Source organism: Bradyrhizobium sp. NBAIM03 (assembly GCF_020194055.1).
GTDB lineage: Bacteria > Pseudomonadota > Alphaproteobacteria > Rhizobiales > Xanthobacteraceae > Bradyrhizobium > Bradyrhizobium yuanmingense.
The window spans coordinates 18,065-44,958 of record NZ_JADYVS010000003.1 but is presented as its reverse complement, the minus strand read 5'-3'; the positions used below and the strand labels follow the sequence as shown (position 1 = coordinate 44,958).

The following is a 26,894-nucleotide window of genomic DNA, read 5'->3' as shown; positions in this document are numbered from 1 at the left end:
GCAGTGATATGCGCCATGGTCCGACACGCAATTGTGCTGGCGGCGGCTTTTGCCGCTGCCTTAGCACCTGCCACATGCTTTGGCGAAAGCAGCAAGCCGTTGCCCGCCAAGGCGACGCAGGAATTGCCGGCCGAGCTGCTCGCGCTGCTCGAACAGAAGAAGATGCCGAAATATTCCCCTATCCTTGTGCGTCTTTTCAAGGACGAGGCAGAGCTCGAAGTCTGGAAGCAGGACACGGCCGGCCGTTTCCAATTGCTGAAGACCTATCCGATCTGCCGGTGGTCGGGCGATCTCGGGCCGAAATTGTACGAGGGCGACCGACAGGCTCCGGAAGGGTTTTATACAGTTACGCCTGAGTTGATGAACCCCAACTCCAATTTCTATCTCTCGATCAACCTCGGCTATCCGAACAGCTTCGACAGGGCAAACAAGCGAAACGGCAGCTTCCTCATGATCCACGGCGACTGCTGGTCGAGCGGTTGCTATGCCATGACGGACGAACAGATCAGCGAGATCTATTCGCTGGCGCGTGACTCATTCCGCGGCGGCCGAACATCGTTCCAGGTCCAAGCCTATCCGTTCCGCCTGACACCGGTGAATCTGGCGCGCCATCGAAACAATCCCAACCTGCCCTTCTGGGAAATGCTCAAGGTCGGCAACGATCATTTCGAGACGACACAGCTCGAACCCAAAGTGGATGTGTGTAACCGCCGCTATGTGTTCGATGCGCAACCTTCCCCGAATTCGCCGCACCCTCTCGTGTTCAATCCGATCGAGAAATGCCCTCCCTTTGTCGTCAATCCGGAAATCGCGCGAAGGGCGCTGGAAAAGCGGCGCGCCGACGAGCGCGCGTACGCGCAATTGCTTGAAGACAACGTGCCAGTTGCCCCGATCTACAGCGGATTCGACGGCGGAATGAACAAGGCTTTTCTCGCACGGTACCCGGGCAGGGTGACGCTTGCGAAAGTGATGCCATATGCATCCTACCTGCCGCAATTGCCACCGATCCCCTGGACCGACAATGATGGTTCGTTGACGAGCAAATGGTTTGGTACCTGGTCCTCCAGATCGTCTGTGTGTGATACGGCGCGTGCCGGCTTCCCATCGCGCCAGTGCTGAACACCTGTTGCAACTCAACAGTCCAGAGTGTTGTCTCGCTCCCATTGGGTCAGATGGCGTGCGTAGTCGTTCCACTCCTCATGCTTCAGCTTGAGATAGGCGGGTACGAACTCCCCGAGATGATCCCGCAGCACGCTTGAAATGTTCGAGCGCTCGCAAGGCATCGAGCAGATTCATCGGGAGCCGCTTGGCCGAGGTCACGGTGTGCCTGAAGGTCTCGCGGAACCTGCGGAGGCACGACCGATTGGCCGGGCGCATGAATTAGCAGCAATCGCTCTGTAGGTACGGCAATCGCTCTGGCGCAGCAGCAGACCTGATCCGCTAAATCATCGGGCGACATCCAAGCGGATGGAGAGAAACGATGATCTGGAAAAACATTGTCAGTCCTCGTGTGATCGCACCGGCTTCTGCGCGCTGGTCCGCAAAGTCTGTTTTTTTCTCGAAGGCGGCTGTGACCGTGTCCGACATCGCCAGCATTCTTCAGAACCTGTTTTTGGACCTACGCGATAGCTACCGGCCCGAGCTGCACTACATGCGTGGTCCTGGCCCGAAATGGCGGGCCAAGCATCAGCCTCGGCCAAAATTCGCTTCTGAAGGTGTATTGGCGGTGGTGCAGCACCGGACTGGGCAGCCCCAACGCAGTGGTCGAGCTGACGCCCTAGGTGAGAGTGGCCGATCGTCTTTTGAAGGTTCTCTGTCCAGAGAGAGCTCCGCGATTGCTAAGCGTCAGAACGTAAGCGGCTGCTCGTCCGCTCCCCTCAAGGCGGGCTTCGCCAGCTGCAGCGTTCGCGTCAGCTCCGGACCAGAAGCGAACTGAGGTCCTGCGAACGGTACGCATCAGGGATGCTGCCGTCGGCAAGCTTTGTCGCAGAAACAGACAAGGCGGGAAGGATTCGGGAAAGACGCCCAAGTTGTCCTGCCCAAGAACTTTACCAACTCTAGATCACGAGGTCCCGTCCTGCCCAAGTTCCCCCGCGGCCTTGCCGGCTCCGCATCCATAGTCGCCGCCATGAAGACGGTTGCCGGCCTTCCGCCAAAGTCACGTGCGAGCTTTGCCAATGGCCGATGCGTTCGCGGCACCTATACCCCATCGGACCAGGCGAAGGAGATCACGAAATCCTGTAGCTTCACCAAGCCTTCGCGCCTCCTGGCGCGCTTCTCGGTGGCGGAAGGCCCAGACACCAACTACCTGTTATTGCGCGGATTCAGCTTCCGGCTTGGCAGCGATGGCGAGCGCTCGGATATTTTAACCCAGAGTGCCCCGGTTCATTTCGCGAGGACCCCCGACCAGATGCTGGCTTTCCTTCGAGCACGTATTCCAGGACCCGACGGCAAGCCGGATCTGGAAATGGTCGAGACATTTTCAGTTGCCAATCCCGAGACGCTGCATCAGGCGAGCTACATCGCCGCGCATCCGCCTGCCGTAAGCTTTGCCTCAACAACCTATTGGGGCGTGCACGCGTTTCCCGCGACCAATTCAAGAGGCGAGACAAGGTTCATCAAGTTCAAGGTCACGCCAGTCGGCGAACAGGCGGCGAGGCGCAGGGCCGCAGCCAACGCAAAACCCACCGAGCTGCTGCACGACCTCGAATCCCGGATCGCGGCTCGCGATATGAGGTTCAGTGTGATGGCGCTGCTGGACCGTCCGGGCGACCCGGTCATGGACGTGACCGTCCGATGGCCCGATGAGGACGGACGCGAAGCGGTACGGCTGGGAACGATCGTGATCACTGGTGTCGAAGAAAATGATGCCTGCGACGAACCCATGTTCAATCCGGCAACTCTGGCCGAAGGAATCGGTCATCCGTTGGACGAGACGTTTGCGGTGCGTCGCGCCGCTTACGCTATCTCGCAGGCAACGCGTCGCTGAGCGAAAAGGCTTCTGCCGGGGCTCCGATCACTTCTTGCTTTCCAGTGCACCCCGCGCCTCGCGGCGCCACGTTCCCGGGCTGACGCCGACCACAGACGAAAACACCCTCGTGAAGTGGCTTTGATTGGCGAACCCGGCCGATATTGCAATTTCCGACAGCGACAGGTCGCGAACCGTCATCAGTTGCTTGGCCGCCTTCACACGCTGGCGCAGCAGCCACTGGTGCGGCGGCAGGCCGGTGGAGATACGAAACGCGCGCGAAAAGTGGCTGATCGAAAGATCGAACTCGGCCGCGATTTCCTGCAACGAAAGCTTTCCGCCGAGATCGGATTCCAGCCTTTCGCAGACGCGCTTGACCTGCCACGGCGCAAGACCGCCGCGGTTCGGTTCAGTGCAGGGACGTAGCCCGCCGTAGGCCTGGGCGACGTGTGCGGTGAGCGCGAGCATCATGTGATCGATGAAAAGCTGGTTCGTCTCGTCTGGCCGACGCAGCGCTTGTTGCAATGACGCGCCGATATGACGGACGACCGTGTCGTCATGGCCTACGCCGAGTTCACAGGCAAGCTGACCGACGCGCGGCATGCGGGGCTGCTCAGTGAGAGCGTCGAGCGCCGAGCGCGGCAAATAGAAAAACAGGGAGTGGAACGGCTTGTCGATCACGTAGCGCGGATCGCGCTTGAGATCGTACAGATAGGTCGCTCCCGCGGGAACATCCGCTTTCATCACGCACTTGCCATTTTCCCAGAGTTCGCAGTCGGGATAATCGTGAAGTTTGAGGCTGACGACGAAAGCATCCTCCGCGGTAAAGGAACCGGAAAGACCCGGCACTGGATTGTCATCCCGGGTTTCGGTGACCGCGAGCTCCACCCCGCGCAGCGAACTCGTTATCAGCGAGGGCGGCGCATCCTTCAGGTGCAAAAACCGCCCGAGCTTCCGGCCGAAGGCGCTCGCCTGGGTCATAGGATAACTCTCTCAGCGAAGTTGGACTGACAAGCGCCCGCACGTGATTTCGTGAACCATTATCTGACGCTAGCGCACGGTCGTCCAGTTTCGTCGTGGCAGTTTCGTGACACAAAGCTCGATGTCTGCTCGAGAACGTCAGCGATTTTGTCCATTCGCTGCCGCTTACGACGGCTCCCGGCGTCGATTGCCTATTTCGACAGCAGTTAACCGCCACCGTCCGCCGCGCTGATTGCGACTTTAATCGCGGCGCGGGCGCCTAGCATCAGCTTACAGCAGGATCAGGCAAAGCACGGGAGTTTTGAGAAAGACGCTGGGCCTGTACCCGCTTAGAACGCGCGCCGAACGCTCAACGATGCTCCTCGAAGCTAGGACAGGTTCATGAGCCAGCCAATCTTGCGCGATCATTCGCACCAACAAAACCAGTCAGACGCTTCCGGCGCGCAGCAGCGTTATTTGCAGGTTTCCGACCGCCGTCCTGCCGATGTTGAGATGGCACGCGTGCTTCACACCAAACCACTCAGCATGGCTTTGGACCCCTCTGGGAGCGCGATCGCTCACTGGAAACATGAGCCATTGCACGACGTCGTCGAGCCTATGAGCCATCACGTCATCATGGCTTACAACGGCTCGATGCAGCGCATGGAGCGTCGGACAGGCAGATCGGTTGCGATCGGAACGTTTCGGCCTGGTGTATTGATAATCATTCCGGAAGGATCAAGCTCACGATGGGATATTCCGAAACCTGTTGATGTCGTTCAGCTCTATCTTCCTCACGCAGTGCTCAAGCGCGTCGCTGACGAAGCCAACACCGCCACACCGATCGACCTCGTGGAGCGAACGGCGCATCACGACCCCATTACGTCCCGATTGATCTTGAGCGCGACGGATGTCCTGCAGAGCAATGAGGCGCTGGATACGCTGTTCAGGCACCAATTAATAGACCTCCTGGCCACGCGTCTTCTGGCTGCGCACACCGGCTCGCCAACGACGATCCAGCCAACAATGGGCGGGCTTTCGCCGAAGGTCCTGCTCCGTGCCACCGACCGCTTGCGCTCGGACAGCGATTCGGACGTCTCGCTCGCGGCGCTGGCTTCGGATGCCGGTCTATCGCGCTTTCATTTCTGCCGTGCCTTCAAGGAAAGCACCGGGCTTTCGCCTCATGCCTGGCTGCGCCAGTACCGGCTTGAGCAGGCCATGAGCATGCTGCGCGATAGCGATGAATCCGTCGTCTCGATCGCGGCGGCCCTCGGCTACTCCTCCCAGACCGCCTTCGCCGCGGCATTCAAGAAACTGACCGGCGAAACGCCAAGCGACTGGAGACGTCACAAGCGTTGACGGCATTCGTTCTACCGTAACAAGCTTTTCCCCACAGCGGGAAATGTCCACGACGCAGTCGCACTTATGGCCGACAGCGTCCATGGCTCTCCCCCACGGCATCACTGCGGTTCTAGCGGTGAGTGGGATATCGGCGGTGTTTGGAGCGGCGCGTTCTCGCACGATGACACTCATCGACCGGGCTCAACCTCGCGATGGGTATTCCCGGGTTCTTGAAACATGATGCTGTAATCCGCAGACAACAGTCGAGCGCGTTGTGCGGCACGGCATCCCTGCGATCTCTTGGACCGCGATCCAGCCGGTCATTGACGCGTTGTCGCCGATGGCAATGCCGCCGCACCGGCGAACACTTGCGCGGACATCGATACCGATGTCTCACTCGCGAGGCGGGCCTGTCGAGCTTCCACTTCTGCCGAGCCTTCGAGGAAAGCACCGGGATCTCGCCGCCCGTTCGGCTGCGCCACAGTACCGCTCGATCACCATGAACATGCTGCAAGTCGCCGACGCATGGTTTTTTGTCGATGGCGGCGGAGCTCGGCTACGCGGTCTCGTACGCCCTCGCCGTGGCGTTCAGCGATCGCCTGGGCGAAAGCCCTAGCGCAACGCCGCGTGCGTTAGCAGCAATTGCTCTGCAGGTACAGCAATCGCTCTGGCGCAGTCGCATCTTCGGTCCGCTAGATCATGAGGGTGCCCCACGCCCCAGCAGACGGAGACAACATGCTCAGGAAGAACTTGGTCGACCGGCTTGCAATCACTTCACGCCGAAAAGGCTTCGTGACCGCACTCGTGTACGGACTTTCTTTGGGAGTTCGCTTCACTTCAGCAGCGGGGGAGGAGGTGGAAATTCCAGCGCAGGCCGTGCAACGGACCAGTCCCGTGATTTCCATCATGTCCAAAGTAGGCGCCCAGCTCCCCTACCAGAACTGGGGCCCGAGCCCAGCTTTGCCCGTGACCCTTAACCGTGGCTGGGCATCCCCTTTCGGAGGCTGCCGCGCGGCTTGTGAAAACCCCATGCCGATGTCTTCGGAACCGAACTGCCTACCATAGGTCCGCCGGTCTTCTGTCCGCCTGTTCGCGTCGACGTCGATCGGAGGATGCTTGCCGCCAAAGAGAAGCGGCGGTGCACTACCGAGAAAATCAAGCCAAGGAGTAGATCACATGCGACTTGTTATCATAGGAGCCGGCTTCGCTGGCATGTACGCCGCACTTTCCGCAGCCCGCCTGCGCGATATCCAGGGCGTTTCGCCCGAGGAGCTCGAGATCGCGCTGGTCGCGCCAGAGCCAACGCTGGTGGTCCGGCCGCGGCTGTACGAACCGAAGCCCGAGACCCTGACGGCGCCGCTGCTGGATGTGCTCAAGGCCGTCGATGTTACTTACGTGCAAGGCAGCGCCGAAACCATCGACGCCAAATCCCGCACGGTGGGCATCGTCGCCACCAAGGGTGCGAAGAAGACCCTTTCCTACGACCGGCTGGTGGTGGCGACCGGCAGCCGGCTATTCCGTCCGAACATTCCGGGCCTCAGCGAGCACGGATTTAGCGTCGACTCGCTCGATGATGCAATTGCCCTCGACAAGCATTTGCACGGCCTGGCGAAACGGCCGGCGGCGAACGGGCGTGACACGGTTGTCGTTGCCGGCGGCGGTTTCACCGGCATCGAGGCGGCCACCGAGATGCCCTCGCGACTGCGCGGAATCCTCGGCAAGGACGCCAAGACGCGCGTCATCATCGTCGACCGCAACAAGGCGATCGCGCCTGATATGGGCGAAGGCCCCCGTCCTGTCATCGAAGAGGCCCTGCGCAAGCTCGGCGTGGAGACCCGGCTTGGCGCCGGCATTACATCGCTGGACGAATCCGGCGTCACGCTTTCCGACGGCGAGCACATCGAGGCCGAGACCGTGATCTGGGCGGCAGGTATTCGCGCGGCACCGTTGACCCAGCAGATCCCGGCCGAGCGCGACAATTTCGGCCGCCTACTGGTCGACCGGGATTTGCGCGTGCCATCAGTGCCAGGTGTCTTCGCTACCGGCGATGCCGCCAGGGCCGCAAGCGACGATATCGGCAATTACGCGCTGATGTCGTGTCAGCACGCCACGCGAATGGGCGCTTTTGCCGGCAACAACGCCGCCGCCGAACTGCTGGGCGTTCCGACCAAGCCCTATCACCAGAAGGGCTATGTCACCTGCCTCGACCTCGGCGAAGCCGGTGCGCTGTTCACCGTTGGCTGGGAACGCAAGGTGGCGATGGTCGGCGAGGTCGCCAAGAAGACCAAGCAGGAGATCAACACCGTCTGGATCTCTCCGCCGCAGCCCGAGCGTGCCGCCGCGCTGGCCGCTGCCGATCCGGAGCGTGTGACTGACGTGAGTGGCTTCTTCTAGATGCTTCACGCGAAACGGGGCCGCGCTTCTCGCTGGCTGCGCGGCCAACTCAACCGAGATCAGCCAGTACCTTGAACATGAAACAGGAGATCGAGCATGGACGTCGACACGAGCTTAGCCAACACCTCACACCGCAGTGGACCGGGGTCCAACGAATTGGTTCCGTCGCGCTACGCGGTGCAGGTCGGCGACATTGACGTGCTGGTCGTCAGCGACGGCGTGCTACCGCTCCCAACCGCAATGTTGGCACACAACATCGACCCGGCCGTCCGGGCGACCTGGCTGAAAGACATGTTCCTGCCGCCCGACGCCTACGATTGGGCGCTGAATGTGGTCGTGGTGCGTAGCGGCGACCGGACCATACTCGTCGATGCTGGGCTTGGGCTCGACCCGGACTTGCACTTGCCGCGCGCCGGGCAATTGATCAAGCGACTGGAGGCCGCCGGCATCGATCTTGCGTCCGTGACCGACGTGGTGCTGACCCACATGCACATGGACCACATCGGTGGGCTGCTCGTCGAAGGGGTCAAGGAACAGCTACGTCCGGACCTGCGGATCCACGTGGCGGCCGCCGAGGTCAAGTTCTGGGAGGCGCCCGATTTCTCCCACGTCGCCATGCCGCCGGGTTTCCCGGACGCGCTTCGATCGACCGCCAAGCGGTTCGTGAAAGAGTACCGCAGCCAGCTACGGCCGTTCGAGGAGCAGTACGAGGTGGCACCGGGATGATCGTCACTCGCACCGGCGGCCACACCCCCGGGCACAGCGTGGTCCGCGTGGCGTCCGGCGGCGACCGGCTGACGTTCGCCGGCGACCTCGTGTTCGCGGTCGGGTTCGAGCACCCCGACTGGTACAACGGCTTCGAACACGATCCCGAGGAGTCGGCCCGCGTTCGTATCAGTCTGTTGCGGGAACTGGCTGAGACCGGTGGACTGCTGGTGGCCACTCACCTGCCGTTCCCGTCCGTCGGACATGTGGCAGTCGACGGCGACGCCTTTCGCTGGGTGCCGGTCTTCTGGGACTACTGATCGTACAGTTCGATCGAGAGACGCCTCGTAAGCGCTTCATTCGATACGGGCCGCGCTACCAGCGCCGGAGCGCGGCCCGCTCACTCAAAATCCTTTTGGAGCTCGACCTCGATGAAACGCGAGACCGTGCGTGCTTCGCAGCTCAACGGCTGCGCCTTCTGCATGAACATGCATGTCGAGGAAGTCCCACACCACAGTGAGTGCGCGCTCCCGTTGATGACCCTGGCGCAACCTGAGTGTCCGCGCAAAGATGCTGCTGGCTTCACGGACCCTCCGCACGGCGATCGCGCCTCGCAGCCGCGCGATGGGAGAGTGTGATGAACGTCGTTGTCTTTGGTTCAACGGGGTCGACAGGACGGCTCGTCGTTGAGTCCGCCTTGTCCGCGGGTCACGTCGTCACCGCCTTTGTCCGTGACCCAAAGCGCATGCCCTTGACGCATCCGAATCTCAGAATCGTCAAGGGCGATGCAATGGATGCAGCCTCGGTGGCATCTGCGGTCCAAGGTGCGGATGCGGTGATCTGCACGTTGGGGATGGTACCTCAGGCGAAGGAGGATCTGGGTCGACGCCAGCCCGGTGTCCCGGTTTGCTCGGTGGGAACCAAGAACATTCTGGCCGCCATGCCTCCAGGCCAGGGCCGACTCATCGTTGAGAGCTCGGTGAGTGTCGGTGAGAGCTACCGCACCGGGAGTTTTGGCGCAGGCTTCATGGTCAAGCTCGCACTCAAGGAGGTGATGGCAGACAAGGAGGCGCAGGAGGCAGCTGTCCGGGAGAGTGACTGCGATTGGACGATCGTTCGACCGGCGACGCTGACATTCAAGCGTGCTCGCGGAAACCTGAAGGCCGGGACCGATCTGCGCTGGAATATCACCTCAACAGCCACCCGCGCGGACGTGGCCGAGTATTTGGTCAAGATCCTCGATGATCCCGCGACATACAAGAAGGCCATAACGGTGCGCAACTAGGTTTGGCGACGAATTGCGGTGAAACCGCGATCTCCGCCGGTGGCGGCCGGAAAGCGAGTGAATTGGCAGAGCTGTCAGCGACAACAACCGTTGCAGGAGGGTATCGTGGTGCATGTTAACAAGAAGGCGGTCGGCTTGGTGCTGTGCCTCGGCGCTGTCGTGCTTGTGGCTGGTGGCTGGGCGTATGCCCATTCGAACGAGACATTCACCGACAACGCCTATATTCGCGGCGAAATGACCTCGCTCGCGCCGAAGGCTGCAGGCTACGTCACGGCCGTGGAGGTTCAGGATAACCAGACCGTTCGTGCAGGCGACGTCCTATTCCGGATCGACGATCGCGACTACCGCGCACGCCTGGCGCAAGCCGAGGCCAATGTCGAAGCCGCCCAAGCCCGCCTCACCAATGTCGATGCGGAGATCCAACTCCAGCATGCCCTGATACGGCAGGCCGAAGCTCAAAGACTTGCGAGCGTGGCCGAGATGAATCTGGCGCGCAAGGCCTCCGATCGCCGCCGCGAACTGATCCGCACCAACGCGATCAGCCAGGCGCAGGTCGATGAAAGCGATGCGGCGTTATCGAGAACCGAGGCGGGCGTGTCGGCGGCGGCGGCAACGGTGGAGGCCCAGCGGGCACGCATCGCCGTCCTTGCCAGCCAGCGCGAAGCTGCACTTGCTGCAGTGGCGCAAGCGCACGCCGCACGCGATCTCGCCCAGATCGATCTCGACCACACCGTGGTGCATGCGCCGGTCGACGGCGTCGTCGGCAACCGCCAGGTTCGCGTCGGCCGGCTTGTCACGCCGGGCACCTCCTTGCTCGATATCGTTCCGGTCAAGAACGTGTGGGTGGTGGCGAACTTCAAGGAAAGCCAGATCGAACATATCCGGCCCGGTCAGCGCGCCCGCATCAAGGTGGACGGCTATCCGAACCAGACGATTGAAGGTGTGGTGGACAGCTTTGCGCCCGGCAGCGGTTCTGCGTTCACCCTGCTCCCCGCTGACAATGCGACGGGGAACTTCATTCGTGTCGTTCAACGGGTGCCTGTGAAAATCCGCTTCGACAGAAATCCATTGCCCGGCCGCGTCGTGCCTGGCCTGTCGGCGCGTGTTGAAATAGATCGAGGAAGCGGCACATGACCGCGATCGCCGACGCCACGCCAGGCTACGACAGGCGCGCGGCAGGAAGCATTCTTGTCGCAGGCATCGTGCTCGCCACTCTGACGGAGGCGATCGCAAGCACCGTCCTGTCGCTCGGACGCAACGACATCATTGGCGACACCCATGCGACTCCCGACGAGTTCGCCTGGCTGGACATCGGATACACCGCAACAAAGCTAGTCGGGTTCATGGCCGCCTCCTGGCTCATGACACGCACCAGTCCGCGCCGCCTGATGATCGGTTCGACGCTGGTCATGGGCACGGCCTGCGGAATCGCCGCCATCACGTATCGGTTAGATCTGCTGGTCGCACTCCGCATCATACAGGGCTTCTCCGGCGGCACCTTGCTTGTCGCGGGACAGTCGATCATTTTCCTCGCCTATCCGCGATCCTACCAGCCGATCCTTCAGGCTCTGTTTGCGATGGGGTCCGTGGTCGCTCCTGCGACCATCGCTCCGGCGCTCCAGGGATGGTTGATCGACAGCCAGTCGTGGGCATGGATCTTCTTCGGCGTTATTCCGGTAGCCCTCGCCGCTATCGGACTTCTGCTGATCGCAGACGGCCCCAGGCCCGTTGCGGCTGCGCGCCTTCCGTTCGACTGGGTCGGCTTCTTGCTGATCTCAGTCACATTCTTCTGCTTCACCTATGTTATCAACCAAGGCAGCCGATGGCGCTGGTTCGAGGAGCCTCGCATCGCGTGGCTGACCGTGATCGGCGCAGCCGCCTTGCTGGCGTTTCTCGGCCAACAGGCGATGGCCAAAAGCCAAGGCCTGTTCGATTTCACCTTGTTCCGGTCGAACGATTTTTCCTTCGCCTTTATCGTCAGTTTCGTCGCCGGTGCCGCCTTGTTCGGCAGCGCGTATCTGATCCCATCGTTTGCCGTGTCCGTTCTCGCGTTCACGCCAAGTGAGGCCGGCCAGCTCCTATTGCCGAGCGGCGCGCTTTTCGTCGGCGCGCTCCTCATTGCTGCCTTTCTCATGCAGGTCAGGGGCGCTCCCCCTATCGCCACGGTGCCGTTCGGAATCCTGATGATCATGGCCGCGATGTGGATGCTGTCCGGCTCGACCAGCGAAAGTGGCGCCGACGACATGATGGCCGCCATCCTGCTTCGCGGCTTTGGACTTGGCTTCCTCTTCCTGTCGATCACCCTTATCGCTTTCAGCGACCTCAACAACCGCAATCGAGCGTCCGGCATCGGTCTTTTCAACGCCGGGCGCCAGCTCGGTGGCCTCATGGGGGTAGCCGGGCTCCAGACCATGATCGACCACAATGTCACCACCAATGCCACGGTGCTTGGCGCGAGTGTCACCGCAGGCCTTTCCGCGGTCAGCGAGCGGCTGGGAACGACGAGTGCCATGCTCGCAGCACGAGGAATGGACAGCGTGGCCGCCGGCCGGACTGCGATGGGTCTGTTGGGTCGAGCCCTCACCGGTCAATCCACGGTGATCGCTTTCGACACCGCGTTCGCTGCCATCGCTCTTCTTTTCGTCATCGCTGCGCCGGTTCTGGTCACCATCAAGATCGCGTTTGCCCTGCACGCGAAGAAGCGCGCGGCGCAGTTAGCCCGAACCGAGGAGCCGTACATGACATACCCCGCGTCGAAACCCTCCCGCCAAGCCAATGCCGTGTCGAGGCCAGACCCTCGCGCCGAGATCGTGCTGGCGGTCAGCGAGGCCCTCGCCCATCCGAGCGGCGCGCCCGCTGACCTCGACAATATCTTGGATCGAAGCGGATACTCGACGGAAGACATTCTATCGGCATTCGAGAGCGTCGACGATCTCATTGTCGCGATCGCCGAACACAAAGCCTCCCTCATATCGCAGCCATTGGTGAGGAGAGCGCGCCCCGGCACCGTAGATGATGCACGCGAAACACTCATCGCGTTCGGACGCGTTGCCTGGAAGGAATACTCGACCACCCTGGTCGGATTCGTTCGGATGATGATGACCGAGGGTGCACGCAATCCTGCGCTGAAGAAGCGGGTGCACGAGGCGGGACAAGCGATTGTCACACTCAAGCTACGGGAGTTTCTGTCCGCAGCAAATGAGCGGGGGATCCTGTCGATATCGGACGCTCAGCTATACGCCGAGCAATTGCTGGGACTACTGAGAGAACCGCTCTACCAGGCGCTGATGCTGACTCCGGCAATCAGCCTCGAAGCCCCAGCCGCCGACCGCGTCAGAGCCAGTATCGAAAGCTTCATTCATGGATGTGGGAGCACGAGGAGCATGAAGCGATGAGCGCAGCCAATGATATTGGCCGGTCAAGATGGTCTGGCCCGAGCGAGAGCCCTTCAAGACTGAAGGTCGTCGGCGACGTCCCGGCGGACCTGGCGAACAGCATCGACGATAATGGGTCCCTGGTGACAGTCGACCCCGCCGACTGGATCGTCTGTTTCGTGCCCGGCCTTCGACGGCAATGGTGGCATCGCTTCGTCCATCACAGGCATAAGCATGTCTTTGCCATGCGGCCCACGAGCACGGGGAGTTGGCTGCTCGTTGAGCCGTGGTGGACGCGCATGATGGTGACGATCCTGCCACCGGCCGATGCCGTCAGATTTCTTCGGTGGGGTGCGACGGGCGATATCCTGCGGGTCCGCGAAGCGGTCCCGGGCAAGGCGAGCCAGCTTCGCGGTTGGTCGAACTGCGCGGTTCTCTCGGCGTTCTTGCTCGGCCGACCGAGCTGGACATGGACACCGCACGGTCTCTACCGGCAGCTACTGCGCGAAAGGTCAACGCGGCGCGAGAACGTGCAGCAACTTCTCGTCGACCAGTTCACCAAAGTCGTCAGCCATTACTCGTCCAACGCGCTGAGCGTCAGTGCCGACCAGCTTTCCTTGCCACTCAGGGAACTACTCATCATCATTGGGCGCAATCTCCTCGAAACGATGATGACGCCGTCGTTGCTGGAGGTCTGTTATACAGCCATACTTGAAGCGGACCGCTACCCCGATGCGACACGGGCCTACGCGCAACACGGACCTACGCCGGCCATCGCGGTCCTTACGAAAATTCTGGCAAAAGCGAAGCAGGCCGGAGAAATCGATCTAGCACATTGCGAAGCCGGCGCCCGTCAGTTTCTTGGGATGCTCCATGGAAACGTCCATCTGGAGGCCGTGCTTCAGCTCGGCGACGTACCAACGCTTTCCGACATCGATTTGCGCGCTCGCACCGCGGTGAAAGTCTTTCTCGACGGCGCCGAGCCTGACGAGAGGACAGGAATCGTTGCGCGAGCGGCATTGACGGCATGACTGGTGCCACTCGCAGCGACAATCCTACTGTGAGGTGGGGTTGCCATGGCCAGGACGCCTCCGCCTCGGCGGGTAAAGTAGATCACAATGCCGAGAATGGCCCCGCCGATTGGTCGCCAAAATCACCGTTTGAAAAACCGTTTCAGTTCGGTCGTCTCAAACGGTTCGCGAGGGCAAGTCCTTGAAGAACTTGGTGGGCGCACCAGGGCTCGAACCTGGGACCCGCTGATTAAGAGTCAGCCTTGGGTTGATGACTTGCTGGTCGCACGACCGGGCTTATCCGACTGAAAGTGGGCGTTCGTCGCACGATCAAAGTGCTGCATTTCACCGGCTAACATCCGCGCGGTCGGAGCATCCGCGGGGTAGACTATGGCATCTGGTTGGCGCCGTGTCTCTTGCAAGCTACCGTTAGAGCGGCTCACGCGGTGGATTGGAGCCTTTTCCGTTCCGATTGATCGAATCCTCGGGTACCCTCATTCTGCCGCGTCGGCGGAACTAGCGAGTTTGATAGATAGCTGCATGGAGAGCGGAGATGGGCCGGCTCGATAAGCAGATGGATCCGTTCCACCCTGCCGCGCATCTGACGACGGCGGATCGCGTCCCCGACAATCTTGGGCTTGAGCAAGTCGACACGTCGTCGTCCGTTGAACCGGCCCGAGAGAAAGCCGCCTCGTCACCCGCGCATTTTGGGTCGGGCCGGGCGGAAACGGGCCCTACCTATTGGATCGACCGAGCACGTCGCATCTGGCGGCGCCATCTCCAGCGCGATCAACTCCCCCGAACGACCGGGGGGTCTACGGGAAATTTCGAGCGCTGGTTGATCGCACTGCTGAGCGTCGGCTTGTTCGTGGGTTGCGTTTGCGCGATCATTGTCTTCATGCAGGTCAACGCGCGCAAATTGGAGATCGCAACACTGCAACGTGATATCATCGCACTCAAGCTACGCGTAGCCAGGCTCGATCAGATCGCAAGCACGAACGAGATGCGCGAAAAGGCAAGCAGTGGAATACCCAAACCGCCGTCGGAGATCCAACCCGACCAGGCTCCGCTCATCCTGTCACGTGAAGAGATTCAGCTTGTCCGAGACTATATCAAGCCTGCACCAGTTGCTGGCCCCGCGACTGAGACGACAAAGGTCGGCGATCCCGTCGTGGGAGAAACCGTTCCCTTTTCCTCTCCGATCACGGACAAGGTGCGGAAGCTGCTCGGCGCGAGATTTACCGTTCGCAATGGCGTTGTTGTCATCGTCCGCAGCGGCAGCCGTCACGCTGATGCTGTAATTGGGCCCAATTGACGAGAACTGGCCGCGATCGCAGTAGTCGATCGCCCTCTTAAGGCTGGTTGTTCGGTGTTCTTTCAATGAACCGCCGGCTGCCATTGAGAAGTTCGAGGTTATTGGCGATAACCGGGTTGCCTGGATCGAGCGAATAGGCCTTCTCGAACTTTCGGCGCGCCGCACTCAGATTGCCGCGCAGCATGTACGAATATCCCTGGTCATTCAGGACCTGCACGGTTTCGCCGCCCAGCCGGATCGCTTGGGCATAGGCCTGATCGGCGAGATCAAAGCGACGTATCCGATCATAGCTCGCCGCGAGTCCAACCCAGGCCGTCACGTCCTTCGGCGATTTCTCGACCGCATCCCTGAAATAGCGATTGGCTAACCCGTAGCTGCCGCGGTTGAAATGCTCCAAGCCCAGCCGTACCGGCTCGTCCGAGGGATAATATTTGACGTCCGTCGGCTCCTGCACGGGGTCCCCCCCAGGCGGCTCGACGGGAGCGACGACGGCAGCCTGCCTCAGCGTATGATCACACCCCGCAAGGCCGATCCCCAACCAGCAACAGGTCAGCATGAAGATGATACGTCGCATAACCCCTTGGTCCCCCGCACGTCGCAGCAACTTCACTGCGCCGTTCGCAAACAAAATCGCCAAAACCACGCACTAAAAATCGTTACCTGCCGCCTACGCCTACTCCACCAACCGGCACTGATACTCCAGCAGTCGATCCAGCCCCCAATCCTTCTATGTTGACGTTCTGGGTTGGGGCAGTCCGCACGCCCATTTGTTTCGTCGCATCGCCGATGTCGGGAAGCTGATCCACCGGCTGTTTCGTGTTGCCATAGCGAGTCACGGCGGCGCCCACGCGCCGCGCGTCGTACGTGATCCTGCGATCACCGACGTTTCGCGGCCATGGATGGATTGTGTGGGTGACCGCGTTGACCTCCTTGGCATTGCCGGCACTCATCGTGATGGTGTCTGAACGCTGGAAATAGCGGTCCACCTCGTCATGACCGGCCACCCCGTAACATCCCCCGAGCAGCAGCGGTGCGAACAGAGCCAGATACCTGATGGTCATCTCCCGCTTCCTTCTCAGTTGAGCGTCTTTACGACCGGCTGGTTCGCAACGGCCGGTGCCGGAATGGTCGCAGTGAGCTCGGGAGCGATGATGTGACCATAGGGTCCTTTAACGTCGCCGCCGGAGTTGACGTAGTCATTGTAACGCTTGCGCACTTCCATCTGGCCATTGAGGAAGAAATCGACGTCGTTGGCCGGAAGGCGGGAGTCGAGCGGCGACGCCAATTGCTGACCGGGTGCGGCCGGCGCGACCAGGCGCGGCGTCACGATGATGACGAGATCGGTTTCCTCCTGCTGGTACGACTTGCTGCTGAACAAGGCTCCAAGCACGGGCACCGAACCGATCCAGGGCAATTGCGAAACGTCCTGACGGTTGCGGGTTTGCAGCAAGCCGGCGATCGCAAAGCTCTGGCCGTCCCGCAGCTCCACCGTGGTCCGTGCATCGCGGCGGGTCAACGCCGGAACTGTCGTCCCCTGAATCGTCACTGCATTGGCGAAATCAAGCTCGCTGACCGACGGCTCCACCCGAAGGTTGATGACCCCCCGCGAGAGCACGGTGGGGACAAAGGCCAGTTCGACACCGAACTTCTTGTAGTCGATGGTGATGGTCGGAAAGCCGGCTGCGGTCGTGTTCGGAATCGGCACTGGAAACTCACCACCGGCCAGGAAGCGCGCTGCATCTCCGGAAAGCGTGGTCAAGTTCGGCTCGGCCAACCTGCGAGCCAATCCTTTGGTTTCCAGCGCAGAGATCAACAAGTCCACCGAACCGCCATTGCTGGTTCGGACGATGCTGGTCAACAAGCTTCCGAACGGGATCGGAGCTATGCCGCCCGCTGTGCCAAGAAGCGTACCAGCTGTTCCGAGTAACGGCAGGCTGCCGGTTGGGGGGGCACCGACAGCGCCGCCGCCAACGCCCAGGGGGCTATTGGCGGTGTTGATACCACCAATCGGTCGCCGGCCCGCCGTAGTGCTCAAATTGCCACGTCCCGTATTCGCGACGTTGGTCCCGTTGGCATTCGCTGCGTACAGGTTCACACCGAGGTCGCGGCCGGCATCCCGGGTGACCTCGAGAAAACGCACCTCCAGCATCACCTGCTGCGGCGCCGCGACACTCATCGCGTTGACGACAGTGCCCCCCTTCGCGACTGTGCTGGTGGCGATCGCCATGGCCCGCTCGGCCGTAACCGCATCGGCGGCCGTTCCGCTGAGCACCACCTGGCCCTCGGAAGCCGAGACGCGGATCCCGTGCCCGCCAGTGCTGCTGCGGATGTTCTGCTGGAGATTGCCGGTATCGATCACGACCTCGACGTCGAGGATGCCGATCTGCTTCATCGAGGAGTCGAGCAGGATGACGTTGGTGGTGCCGGTCTGCTTGCCCTGGACGTAGATCAGGTGATCGCTGAGCGACTTCACGTCCACAATGTCGGGCGAGCCGGCCACGATAGTTGCGAAAGCCGTATCGACCTTGAAGGTGCGTGACTTGTTGACCACCACCTTGACCCGTTGGACGTCGTTCATTTCGCTGACGAAGACGCCGCCGCCGGAGGAGCCCCGCCGGTCTGCCGCCATCGCGCGGTCAGCGGACGCAAAGGAGGCGAGCGCCGCGCCAAGACCCATCACGCTGAAGGCGAGAAGCTCCCTTATCTTACCTGAAATGCGATCGCCACCCATTCGAGTCCCCCAACTGCGATCCGCGGCTCCCCCGCAAATCTACGTGCTCGACATCCCCAACAGTTCCCCTCTGCGCACCACGCCGCAGAGCTTACAAGATGTCCGACTACAATTCGTTACTTCGCGTTTCCAAGATCATCGTCCTTGATGCTGCCTGCTTGCAAGAAGAGACGCTTCCCGCACAGCCTCAAGTGGCAAAGAAAACTTTCCAATGTTGCGGGCGCGCATCATGTCTCTCTGCAGCTCCGTTCAGAACTGCTGCAGCACGACCACGTTTGCGCGAGATTCCGTCGTGGCTCACGATCGAACGGCGTCGGCTCGTCGTCTCCAAACGGCACGTGGCCAGGCTCAGATTGCTTTGGCGCAGTTCGATTCCGAGGGGGTTTGTCCAGCTCGAGCGCCGACCCGAGGCGATGTCGGCCAAGATGGGTAAGGCACGTTGCCATATTTTGCCTAGAAGGGAATTTGCGTTGACGCGCTCGGTGCATTGAGCGTCGTACCCCATATCGGCATCAGCATGGTGAAGCCGGCTTGAGAAGCGGTCACTGTCAAATTGGTGCCGCTGGATGCCACGCTCAGCGTCGGCGTGAGACCGCCGCGATACAGGAACGGCGCGGCAGTCTGCTTTGCGGTTGTGGACATGGGATCGCCCCCGCAGATTGACGGCGACTGAGGCGGGCTTTGAAGCAAGGCGGGCGTGTAGCAGCTGATCATGACCGCTCGGGCCCCGGCGCTCGCGAGCGTCCGCAAGGACTGCATCGTGATCGCATAGCGTCCGAGATCGAAGATGGCGAAGATCAACATAAAAAGGGACACAAAGGCGAGGATGAACTCGAACGATGCGATGCCCCGCTGATCGAGCTTTCTCATCACTGCACCAAGCGGACAACTTGGGTGTAAGGGACGGTGACCGGATTACATCCATCCGTGCTCAGGAAGCCGCCACCGCCCATGGTGAGTGTCTGGGCGATCACTTGTGAACAGGTCGTATTGGTACTTTGTGTCGCTCCGTTCCAGGTCACGTCGACATGCGGGAAATACATCGCACCACCCAGCCTTACCGTACCGCCGGTGATGTTGACTTTATTACTGCTCTTGCTCGGCGCCTGATCATCAATCAGAACGCCGTTCAGATCGGAAGAGAAGGTGTTGGTGTAGGGAGCGGACAGCTCAACGCTGGCGCCGCCAGAGATGGAAATGCTCGAATCCCCGAGTAATACCAGAGTGACGCCTTCGCCCGTGCCTGCCGGTGGCCAGGGCCTACAGGCACTGCAAGTGATGGTTCCGCCATTGAATCTTATCGTGCCATTGTAGAAGAAGTACGTGCCCGGACTAAAATCTACCGCGTCCCCGGTCGTGCACGCTAGGTTGCGGTACAGGTTAGTGCTGCTCGGCGGGGTATTGGGCACCAACGTACCGCTGCATGCCAAGTCGTTTGGCCTCCCGCTCGAGGTCAAGCTGTTGAACGATTGGCTGTCCAATTTGCTGAGCGGATTGTTGGCGTACGGCATAAAGTAGTTGTACGTGACGCCGGGATTGGCGCAGGTGCTGGCTGGACTACAGCCGGTTACACCCAAGACGGCCCATCCCGAACCGGTGAAAGAGGCAGTGCTGGCAAACTGAACACTGGCATCCGACATTATCGGGCAACCCATGCCGTTGTTGCTGACGTTACCGGCAATCTTAAGCGCCCCTCCGCCGCCGTTCGGATCAGGTCCGAGCGCCAAGGCGCACACCTTGCTCGGCAGTTCGACCAGAGCGATGGCTTGGGCGGGGATGTTGACGGTCGTCAAACCCAGCACTGCCGACAAGTAGGCCGGCTGCTGCTGGCTGACCATGGCGCGAACGGCGTTACCGCCGCCTCCTGCGGGCGGCGTTGTGAACGCACCCGCACTGTAGCTGCCGATATCGATCTGCACGGCCCGCGAGATTCCTGCTGGAAGGCTTGTCGCACAGTTGGTGCCCGGATAGGCCGTGTCACCGGAGTTGCAGAACCCGTTCTGTGCCGCGAATTCCTTTGCTTGATAATCCACTGATGTATCGCAGAGCACACCAGCATTGTCGCATGCAAGTCGCAGGGCGCCCGAGTAGGCCGCTGCATCGGCGGCATTCTGCGCGTGCTGCCTGGTGACGTACCACGATCCCGCCTCGGCCCCGAGTGCGACCACGCCGATGAGCGGAATCAGCACGATGACTGTTGCGAATGCGGCCGAGCCTCGTCTGGAACGGAGCAGACTGCGCATGAGAACACCTACTGGAAACGTTCGGAGTAAGGCAGCGTGTACGTGCAACTGCTGGGGCACAGCACCGACGTCAACACAATCGGGGCCAAAGTGACGGTCGTCGAAAACGTAAAGTACTTGGGAGTCAAACCAAGGTTGCCGGAGTTGCAGGCTGTGCTTCCGCACATGACCTGGATGTTGCCGATGGTATGCCCGGCGACCGTTGTCTGCAGCGTCGACACCCAGGTCCCCGGGTTCGCCGGGTCGGGCGGACTCTTGTATTGAATGTATTGTCCGAATGAGCGCAAGGCCGACCACGCAGAGATAAACCGGAAGCCCGCGGCAGCGACGTCGGCAAGCGGCATCAGCAGGAACGACACCATGAAAATGTAAACGATGACTGTCTCAAACGCGACGGCGCCGCGCTGATCGGCGACGAAGGACCCTTTACGATACGCGCGCCTGCCTCCACGGGGACTTGCCACGTGCGATCGCGTCACCCGAGCCGCAGCGATCTGAACCATGTCCACCACAATCCGGCCACGCATAGCCGCTCACCAAACGTAAGGAATCACTCGCCAACGTGATGCTTCGTAACTCGAATACTCGGGGCAATTGCGCCGAAGCAGGTCTTCTTCGTAAAGGATTCGGCAGACCTGAATGCCTATATGCAGAACCAGGACCATCACCGTGACCGGTGTCAGGTATTGCAGCACGACGCCCAGCACCACGATTTCTTCGGCGACATAGAGCGGGTGCTTGATCCATCGATAGGGTCCGGTCTGGACCACCGAGCGCGCCTGCGGCACCAGGCTGAACGACCGACCCAGATGTCGGATGGTGACGAGCATCATGATCGTGCCGACCAGCACGCAAGCCGTCGATGCCAGGTTGGGCAGCGTGTCGTCGGTTTTGCCGAGGAAGCTGATCGACCACGGCAGATAGCTGCCGACGAAGGCAGCTATTCTTGGAAGCAGGCCATCGGCATGCGCCTTTGCCGGTGAGCGCGTCATGATCAACAGCGCCAGGAGCATGTAGAAGATGCCGAGGCAAAAGCTCGACAAGAGCGAGGGCCACGGATCGTGCAGCGACGCCCCAATCCTGACGGCGACGCAAAGAGCCAGCAACAAGAACCACAAGCTGCCAAGCAGCCGCATGATCCGGTCGTAAGATCCGCTCTTGGAGAGGGCAATTGTGCTCATGGCTACTTTCCGAAGCTGGCGAACGAACGCACGAGGTGAAGAACGGGACTTCCCCCCATGATGACGAACATGGCTGGGAGCAGGAACAGCACCATCGGAATGGTCAGCTTGGCGCCCAACTTGTGCGCCCTTTCTTCCAGCTTGGTGATGCGTTCCCGCCGCAGGTCGAGCGCGATACTGCGCAGCGCCTGGCCCAACGGCGTTCCGTACTGCAAGCTCTGGCTGATCATCGTGCCGAACCGGCGAAGACCATCCGAAGTGACCGCCAAATTCTCGAATGCTTCGACGCGGCTTGGCAGTATCCGGAGATCATCAAGGAGTCGGTGCAGCACCCAGGCCATGGCAGGATTGGTCGACTTCATTTCTTCGGCGACACGCCCCAGCCCGCTTTCCAGGCCCATTCCCGCCTCGCTGCACACGATCAGCAAATCGATCATATCCGGCGTGCCCAGCCGAATGGCAGCATCAAAGCGCCGCTTCATCACCGACAGAGCCAATCGCGGACCCAAGATTCCGATCACCACACCCATCAGCGTGAAGACCAGCACGTCGGCAGGTCTCCTTCCCGAAAGTTGCGCCAGAAGCAGCGCAATGACCGGCAGCGCGAACATGCTGACGATCTTGATGCCGATCCAGATCGGCAAGGTTCTATGATGATTGAATCCAGATGAGTGGAGGACCGTTCGTAGCTCCTCCAGATTCTCCTCGGCGTAGAAGCGCCGATAGCGCATGCCCAGCCACGAGAACCAACCGGTCAGGTCTTTGAAGGGGGCTGTACGGTAAGGGATACCCATCACGGCGTTTGAGACCCGCGTGTCCAATGCACGGACGTGTAGTTCGCGGATGATCAACATGAAGGCCGCCGTTCCAGCTACGACTGCGAGGGCCGCCAGCCCGAGACCAAAAGTCATAGTTCTGTTTCCCGCCTGACCATCCAACTTATCACCAGATGCCCGATGAGCACCGAGACTACCGCGTAAGCCAGAAGCTTGTTTCCGGTCGGGTCAGTGAACAGCAGATCGACGTTCTGCGGATTGGCCGCGTATAGCAATGCTCCGGCAATCAGGGGCGAGATCGTGAGTGCTCGCGAGGAAAAGATCACTTCTCCCGCCAGCGCCTTGGCGCGAGCAGCGAGCGCAACACGCTGACTCACCGTGTCGCCCAGCGTCTGCAAGGTCTCGGCCAAGCTGCCGCCGGACTTCAATTGAACCGCAAGTGTCACCGCAAACATCGCATACTCTGCCACTTGCGTTCGCCGATAGACGCCTTCGACGGCTTCCTCCGGAGGTCTTCCCAGATTCATTTCGCTGCACACGATTGCAAATTGTCCAGACGTCGGTTGCGGCATTTCGCGCGCGATGGTGCGAAATGCTTCGTGCACAGGCAGACCCGATCGAACCGTACTCGTCACCAGCTGAATGGCGTCAGGCAGCTGCCGGAAAAGTTGACTGGCGAACCGACGTTGCTGCCAGCCAAACAGACCTCGCACGACTACCACGGCGGCAACCGCAGCCGCGACAGACACGTAGAAAACGGAAAATCCCAGCAGGCGATTAGCGTAGAAGATCGCTGCTACGGCGATAGCGGCAGCAAGCAGCACATACGCCGGATGCCAGGCGTGAACCATCTCGGGCCTGTAATTGGCCAAACGGTGGAGAAGCAGATATCGGGAGCCGGTCTCCGCCCGGCGAATGGATGGCAGGCTGGCCGGATGGGAGGCCGGTAGAGCGACCGCCAGCCGGCGGTCCATGCGCCGCTCCCGGCCGTCGAGCCATAACGAGCCGACGGCTGCGCACATCGCGAGCACCAGAACAGCGACGATCACGGCCTCAGGTATCATATCTGCCTCACTGCCTCGGCCCAGGCGCGATCGAGCCCGAAATAGACGAGACGGCTCTTGAATTTCGGGACTGCAAGGGTGGCCCGGTAAGTGCCCGAGATCCGCCCATTGTCGTCCTCCTCCTGGTATTCGAATGTTGCGATGTCATTGGTGGTGATCACATCCGATTCCAGCCCCATCACCTCGCTGATCTGGATAATGCGACGTTGCCCATCGCGCATGCGTTCGACTTGCACGATGAGATCCAGTGCAGCGACGATCTGAGTTCGAATGGCTCGCGACGGCAGATTCACCTGCCCCATCTGCACCATGTTCTCGATGCGGGTCAGGGCGTCGCGAGCACTATTGGCATGGACCGTGGAGATCGAACCATCATGGCCGGTGTTCATCGCCTGCAGCATGTCAAACGCTTCGGCGCCGCGCACCTCGCCCACGACGATCCGGTCAGGACGCATGCGCAGCGCATTCCACAACAGATCGCGCTGTGTCACCTGCCCCGTGCCTTCAAGGCTGGGAGGCCGGGTCTCCAGGCTGATCACGTGCGGCTGCTGGAGCTGCAACTCCGCCGCATCCTCGATGGTGACGACGCGTTCGCTGTGATCGATGAACTGGCTCATGGCGTTGAGCAGCGTCGTCTTGCCGGACCCGGTGCCGCCGGAGACCAGGACATTGAGCCGACACCGGGCGGCAATCTCCAGCAATTGTCCGACGGCTGCGGTCATCGAGCCGTTTTCGATCAGTGCGGCGATATCCAGGCGGCGGCTCGGAAACTTTCTAATCGAGATGCAGGGGCTGTGGATCGCCAGCGGCGGGAAGATGATGTTGACGCGGCTGCCGTCGGACAAGCGGCAATCCACCATCGGACTGGATTCGTCGATGCGCCGTCCAACTTGCGCGGCAATTTTCTGGGCCACCGATGCGATGTGATCATTGTCGCGGAAGCGCACCGCGATCCGCTCCAGCTTGCCGGCTCGTTCGACATAAACGTTGCTCGGCCCGTTGATCATGATGTCGTTGATCGATTGATCGAGCAGAAGCGGACGCAGCGGCCCATAGCCGGTCATGTCGTCGGCAATCTCGTCCGCCAGTTGAAGCTGCTCGCGACCCGACAGTTCGAGCCGTTCCTCATTGGCGATGCCATGGATGATTTCCTCGATCTGGCGCCGAAGGACGTCACGCGAAACAGTTGCGGCCACCGATGGCTCAATCTGCTCGATGACGCGTTCGCGCAGTGAAGCTGGCATCACCGGCCGGTCAATCGAAGCCTCGTCGCGCCTTGAGGTTGATGCAGGCACGCTTGGCGTCGTTGCAGCCAAGCTCGGCGTCGATGCAGGCAAGCGAACCGGCGTTTCCTCGTCGCGCCTACCAAACTTTCTCATAGCCCCAGCAGCCTCCGCAGCCGTCCCTTCTGCTCGGCGCCAAGCCCCGTGATCTCCCGTACGATCGGCGCGAGATGGCGTCGCAGTGCAGATACGTGCTTCAGCGCGGGAATTCCGAGATTGACCGCCTGGGTCATGCCCTTCCCGAGATCGGGTACGACCATGTCAGGCTCTGTCCCCAACGCCTTGACCACCGCGGCCCTGGGAAGGCCCCCCGGGCGATTGGCACGGTTCAGCAAGGTGAAGACCCGATCCCTGCCGGCAATGTTGGTGACGGCGGCCCGCAGTGCGTGGGCATTGCGAAGTCCGGTCACCTCCGCCTCCAGCAGCACCAGCACGTGCCGGGAAAGAGAAATCACCGGATGGATGGATGACGGAAACGGGACCGGGACATCGACAACGATGTAGTTGAATCGTTGGCGGAGCAGACCAAGGACGTGCCTCACGCCCGCTTCGGTGATGTCGAGCTGAGCGTCCAGTTCCTCATCGGCGGAAATCAGGCTGACTCGCTCGTTGACTGCGATTGCGGCGCGCTCGAGGAACAACGTGTCCGCCCGCATCGGGTTCTCCAGGGCGATGCGCAGGCCTGGTCCGGGCTGAACACCCAGCATCACGGCTGTTTCGCCGCCTTGAAGATGAAGATCGAGCAGCGCGACCTTGGCCTTGGTGGTCTCCGCCAGTTGCAGCGCGAGATTGATGGCGATGCTCGTTGCGCCGGCACCGCCCTGCGCGCCGCAGATCGAGATCACATGCCCGCCTCGGTCGGTCGGCGCCGGCGCACGATCGCCAAGCAGCTTTGGGCGCAGTTGGTCCAGCACCATGTCCCGCGTGATCGGCCTCGGCAGGTACTCGGTCAGGCCGAGCTCCATGAGCGCGCGATAGAAGGTGATCTCCCTGCTTTCACCGATCAGAGCCACCCGGACATCGGGCGGACAGACGCCGGCCAGCCGCTCCAGTTCGGCAAATGGATCATCGATTCCACTGATGTCCGTCACCAGGGCGAATAGTTCGGTGTCCGTTTCGAGCATCCGTATGGCATTGCGGATCGTGCCCCGCTTGATCGAAATGTTGCTGCCTTCAAGGCCCTTGCGCAGAGCCGCGGCACTCAGTTCGTCATTGACGAAGCAGACGATGCGATTGCGGGCGACAACAGACGTCGCTTCTTCGGGCGTACTGATGGCCGCTATGTTAACGCTCATCAACGTTTCTCCAGCAACTTGCCTGCCTGAACCACCATCGTCGCCCCGCGGCGGGACACTTCCGACCCGTCGCAGTTGATCGGAACGTCGCCATCGGCAGATTCCTGTTTCCTGACCGAGTATTGCTTTATCTGACCACCGGAATGAACAACGACCGCTGCAGTCCGGCCAGCAATCGCATTTTGGCGGGCGATTTCCGGCGACACATCGCAGCTGGACATGGCGCCAGTGTCCGCCGTATCCCACTGCTCGACTGCGGCCCGCACCGCCAGGGAAAGCGTTCCGAGCTGCCTTGCGACCGTGATCTTCTTGACCTGGTCCGGGGCAAGCTCCAACGACACAGTCTGCGCTTGCTTGCCGGCCACCGAGCCGGCTACCGAGCTTACGGTTCGGCCACCCTGCATGATTTCCTGGTCAATCGCGATGACTCGAACGTTTCCTAGAACGGTCTCGCTCAGGGCCCGGCGCGCGGGATCTGCCTTCTCGAACACCTGGGTCAACAAGACATCAACATGATCACCCGGCCTGATCAGCCCCGACACGCCAGACTCCTCGTCCACCTTGATGCTGATCGCACGGCTATCCGGTGCCAGGACGCTGGCCAGGAAGCCACGATCCCGAGGTCGCAATACGTCCTGCAAGGTGATGGGACTGCCAGCGTCGACGAATTTGCGGACCAGAGAGCCGGGAAGTCCGGCCTTCGAGTCCGGTGTTTCCAGGATCGCCCCTGCGGGAAGGCGTTCAGGCGACACCGAGCGCACGGCGAAATCTTCTTCGCGGGCCAATGTACCTTTCGACAGCGGACGTGCCGCGACAAAATACCCGACAGTCGAAGGAGGCGCCGGCCCTTGCGCCGTAACCGTTACCGGAACCTGTTTCGGCAGGTTCATGTTGTAGGCGATCAGCCCGAATGCGGTGGTTGCGAGCAAGAGCACCAGGATGATCGAGAGGCGCAACGTGGATGACATG

Annotated in this window: 23 protein-coding genes and 3 pseudogenes; 11 read left to right on the top strand and 15 right to left on the bottom strand. The window is 61.1% G+C overall.

The features are described 5' to 3' along the window. The first annotated feature begins 15 nt into the window (after window positions 1-15). Window positions 16-1,119, top strand: a complete 1,104-nt coding sequence (locus I6F21_RS05090) for a murein L,D-transpeptidase family protein (protein ID WP_036029291.1) — start codon at window positions 16-18, stop codon at window positions 1,117-1,119. 14 nt (window positions 1,120-1,133) lie between these two features. Here the strand turns inward: I6F21_RS05090 and I6F21_RS05085 are convergent. Further along, a pseudogene (locus I6F21_RS05085) lies at window positions 1,134-1,326 on the bottom strand (type III glutamate--ammonia ligase); the annotation flags it as partial. Between the two features lie 114 nt (window positions 1,327-1,440). Continuing rightward, a complete protein-coding gene (locus tag I6F21_RS05080) occupies window positions 1,441-1,596 on the bottom strand; it encodes a hypothetical protein (protein ID WP_157786037.1) in 156 nt (51 codons plus the stop codon). A gap of 532 nt (window positions 1,597-2,128) precedes the next feature. Between I6F21_RS05080 and I6F21_RS05075 the strand changes: the two genes are divergently transcribed. Then, a complete protein-coding gene (locus tag I6F21_RS05075) occupies window positions 2,129-2,989 on the top strand; it encodes a catalase (protein ID WP_081493015.1) in 861 nt (286 codons plus the stop codon). 27 nt (window positions 2,990-3,016) lie between these two features. On the opposite strand, the gene I6F21_RS05070 is transcribed toward I6F21_RS05075, so the two are convergent. Further along, window positions 3,017-3,949: an AraC family transcriptional regulator gene (locus tag I6F21_RS05070; protein WP_225182825.1), complete on the bottom strand. Its 933-nt coding sequence runs from the start codon at window positions 3,947-3,949 to the stop codon at window positions 3,017-3,019. Between the two features lie 492 nt (window positions 3,950-4,441). On the opposite strand from I6F21_RS05070, the gene I6F21_RS05065 reads away from it, so the two are divergent. The 9 genes and pseudogenes from I6F21_RS05065 to I6F21_RS05025 all read left to right on the top strand — a co-directional run bounded on the left by I6F21_RS05065 (window position 4,442) and on the right by I6F21_RS05025 (window position 15,352). Then, window positions 4,442-5,287, top strand: a complete 846-nt coding sequence (locus I6F21_RS05065; protein WP_225182988.1) for an AraC family transcriptional regulator — start codon at window positions 4,442-4,444, stop codon at window positions 5,285-5,287. A 1,158-nt stretch (window positions 5,288-6,445) separates the two neighbouring features. Beyond that, window positions 6,446-7,663 (top strand): NAD(P)/FAD-dependent oxidoreductase, encoded by a 1,218-nt coding sequence (locus I6F21_RS05060; RefSeq protein WP_074448228.1) that lies wholly within the window; start codon window positions 6,446-6,448, stop codon window positions 7,661-7,663. 96 nt (window positions 7,664-7,759) lie between these two features. Further along, window positions 7,760-8,688: pseudogene (locus tag I6F21_RS05055) on the top strand (MBL fold metallo-hydrolase). A 317-nt stretch (window positions 8,689-9,005) separates the two neighbouring features. After that, a complete protein-coding gene (locus I6F21_RS05050) occupies window positions 9,006-9,653 on the top strand; it encodes an NAD(P)-binding oxidoreductase (RefSeq protein WP_036041924.1) in 648 nt (215 codons plus the stop codon). 105 nt (window positions 9,654-9,758) lie between these two features. Next, window positions 9,759-10,787, top strand: coding sequence for an HlyD family secretion protein (locus tag I6F21_RS05045; RefSeq protein WP_141697701.1), 1,029 nt, complete (start codon window positions 9,759-9,761; stop codon window positions 10,785-10,787). Continuing rightward, window positions 10,784-12,361, top strand: a pseudogene (locus tag I6F21_RS05040) (DHA2 family efflux MFS transporter permease subunit); the annotation flags it as partial. The gene I6F21_RS05045 and the pseudogene I6F21_RS05040, both read left to right, overlap by 4 nt. A gap of 30 nt (window positions 12,362-12,391) precedes the next feature. Continuing rightward, complete coding sequence (locus tag I6F21_RS38770) at window positions 12,392-13,048, top strand: TetR/AcrR family transcriptional regulator C-terminal domain-containing protein (RefSeq protein WP_225182987.1); 657 nt, start codon at window positions 12,392-12,394, stop codon at window positions 13,046-13,048. Next, window positions 13,045-14,058, top strand: a complete 1,014-nt coding sequence (locus I6F21_RS05030; RefSeq protein WP_083235141.1) for a TetR/AcrR family transcriptional regulator C-terminal domain-containing protein — start codon at window positions 13,045-13,047, stop codon at window positions 14,056-14,058. The genes I6F21_RS38770 and I6F21_RS05030 overlap by 4 nt, the downstream gene beginning before the upstream one ends. 532 nt (window positions 14,059-14,590) lie before the next feature. Next, window positions 14,591-15,352 (top strand): hypothetical protein, encoded by a 762-nt coding sequence (locus tag I6F21_RS05025; RefSeq protein ID WP_225182824.1) that lies wholly within the window; start codon window positions 14,591-14,593, stop codon window positions 15,350-15,352. A 37-nt stretch (window positions 15,353-15,389) separates the two neighbouring features. Here the strand turns inward: I6F21_RS05025 and I6F21_RS05020 are convergent, their stop codons facing one another. The 12 genes from I6F21_RS05020 to cpaB form a co-directional block, all read right to left on the bottom strand. Beyond that, window positions 15,390-15,926: a tetratricopeptide repeat protein gene (locus I6F21_RS05020; protein ID WP_225182823.1), complete on the bottom strand. Its 537-nt coding sequence runs from the start codon at window positions 15,924-15,926 to the stop codon at window positions 15,390-15,392. An 82-nt stretch (window positions 15,927-16,008) separates the two neighbouring features. After that, window positions 16,009-16,413, bottom strand: a complete 405-nt coding sequence (locus I6F21_RS05015) for a hypothetical protein (RefSeq protein WP_036008116.1) — start codon at window positions 16,411-16,413, stop codon at window positions 16,009-16,011. A gap of 14 nt (window positions 16,414-16,427) precedes the next feature. Next, complete coding sequence (locus I6F21_RS05010; protein ID WP_225127706.1) at window positions 16,428-18,083, bottom strand: type II and III secretion system protein family protein; 1,656 nt, start codon at window positions 18,081-18,083, stop codon at window positions 16,428-16,430. 453 nt (window positions 18,084-18,536) lie between these two features. Next, entirely contained in the window at window positions 18,537-18,953 is a 417-nt protein-coding gene (locus I6F21_RS05005; RefSeq protein ID WP_225182822.1) for a TadE family protein, read from the bottom strand. After that, on the bottom strand, window positions 18,953-20,326 hold the full coding sequence (locus I6F21_RS05000) for a pilus assembly protein TadG-related protein (protein WP_225148547.1): 1,374 nt from the start codon (window positions 20,324-20,326) through the stop codon (window positions 18,953-18,955). The genes I6F21_RS05005 and I6F21_RS05000 overlap by 1 nt, the downstream gene beginning before the upstream one ends. Before the next feature lie 8 nt (window positions 20,327-20,334). Then, window positions 20,335-20,829, bottom strand: a complete 495-nt coding sequence (locus I6F21_RS04995; RefSeq protein WP_225114733.1) for a hypothetical protein — start codon at window positions 20,827-20,829, stop codon at window positions 20,335-20,337. A 30-nt stretch (window positions 20,830-20,859) separates the two neighbouring features. Beyond that, the gene (locus I6F21_RS04990; protein ID WP_057026672.1) at window positions 20,860-21,507 is read right to left on the bottom strand and encodes a methyltransferase; all 648 of its coding nucleotides are present in this window, start codon (window positions 21,505-21,507) and stop codon (window positions 20,860-20,862) included. Window positions 21,508-21,509: 2 nt separating this feature from the next. Beyond that, complete coding sequence (locus I6F21_RS04985; protein ID WP_225182821.1) at window positions 21,510-22,418, bottom strand: type II secretion system F family protein; 909 nt, start codon at window positions 22,416-22,418, stop codon at window positions 21,510-21,512. Then, window positions 22,415-23,347, bottom strand: a complete 933-nt coding sequence (locus tag I6F21_RS04980) for a type II secretion system F family protein (RefSeq protein ID WP_192893117.1) — start codon at window positions 23,345-23,347, stop codon at window positions 22,415-22,417. The genes I6F21_RS04985 and I6F21_RS04980 overlap by 4 nt, the downstream gene beginning before the upstream one ends. After that, the gene (locus tag I6F21_RS04975; protein WP_036008135.1) at window positions 23,344-24,726 is read right to left on the bottom strand and encodes a CpaF family protein; all 1,383 of its coding nucleotides are present in this window, start codon (window positions 24,724-24,726) and stop codon (window positions 23,344-23,346) included. Before I6F21_RS04975 ends, I6F21_RS04980 begins: the two co-directional genes overlap by 4 nt. After that, window positions 24,723-25,925, bottom strand: coding sequence for an AAA family ATPase (locus I6F21_RS04970; protein WP_036008138.1), 1,203 nt, complete (start codon window positions 25,923-25,925; stop codon window positions 24,723-24,725). Before I6F21_RS04970 ends, I6F21_RS04975 begins: the two co-directional genes overlap by 4 nt. After that, the gene (cpaB, locus tag I6F21_RS04965; protein ID WP_192893116.1) at window positions 25,925-26,893 is read right to left on the bottom strand and encodes a Flp pilus assembly protein CpaB; all 969 of its coding nucleotides are present in this window, start codon (window positions 26,891-26,893) and stop codon (window positions 25,925-25,927) included. Before cpaB ends, I6F21_RS04970 begins: the two co-directional genes overlap by 1 nt. Window position 26,894: the final 1 nt, after the last annotated feature.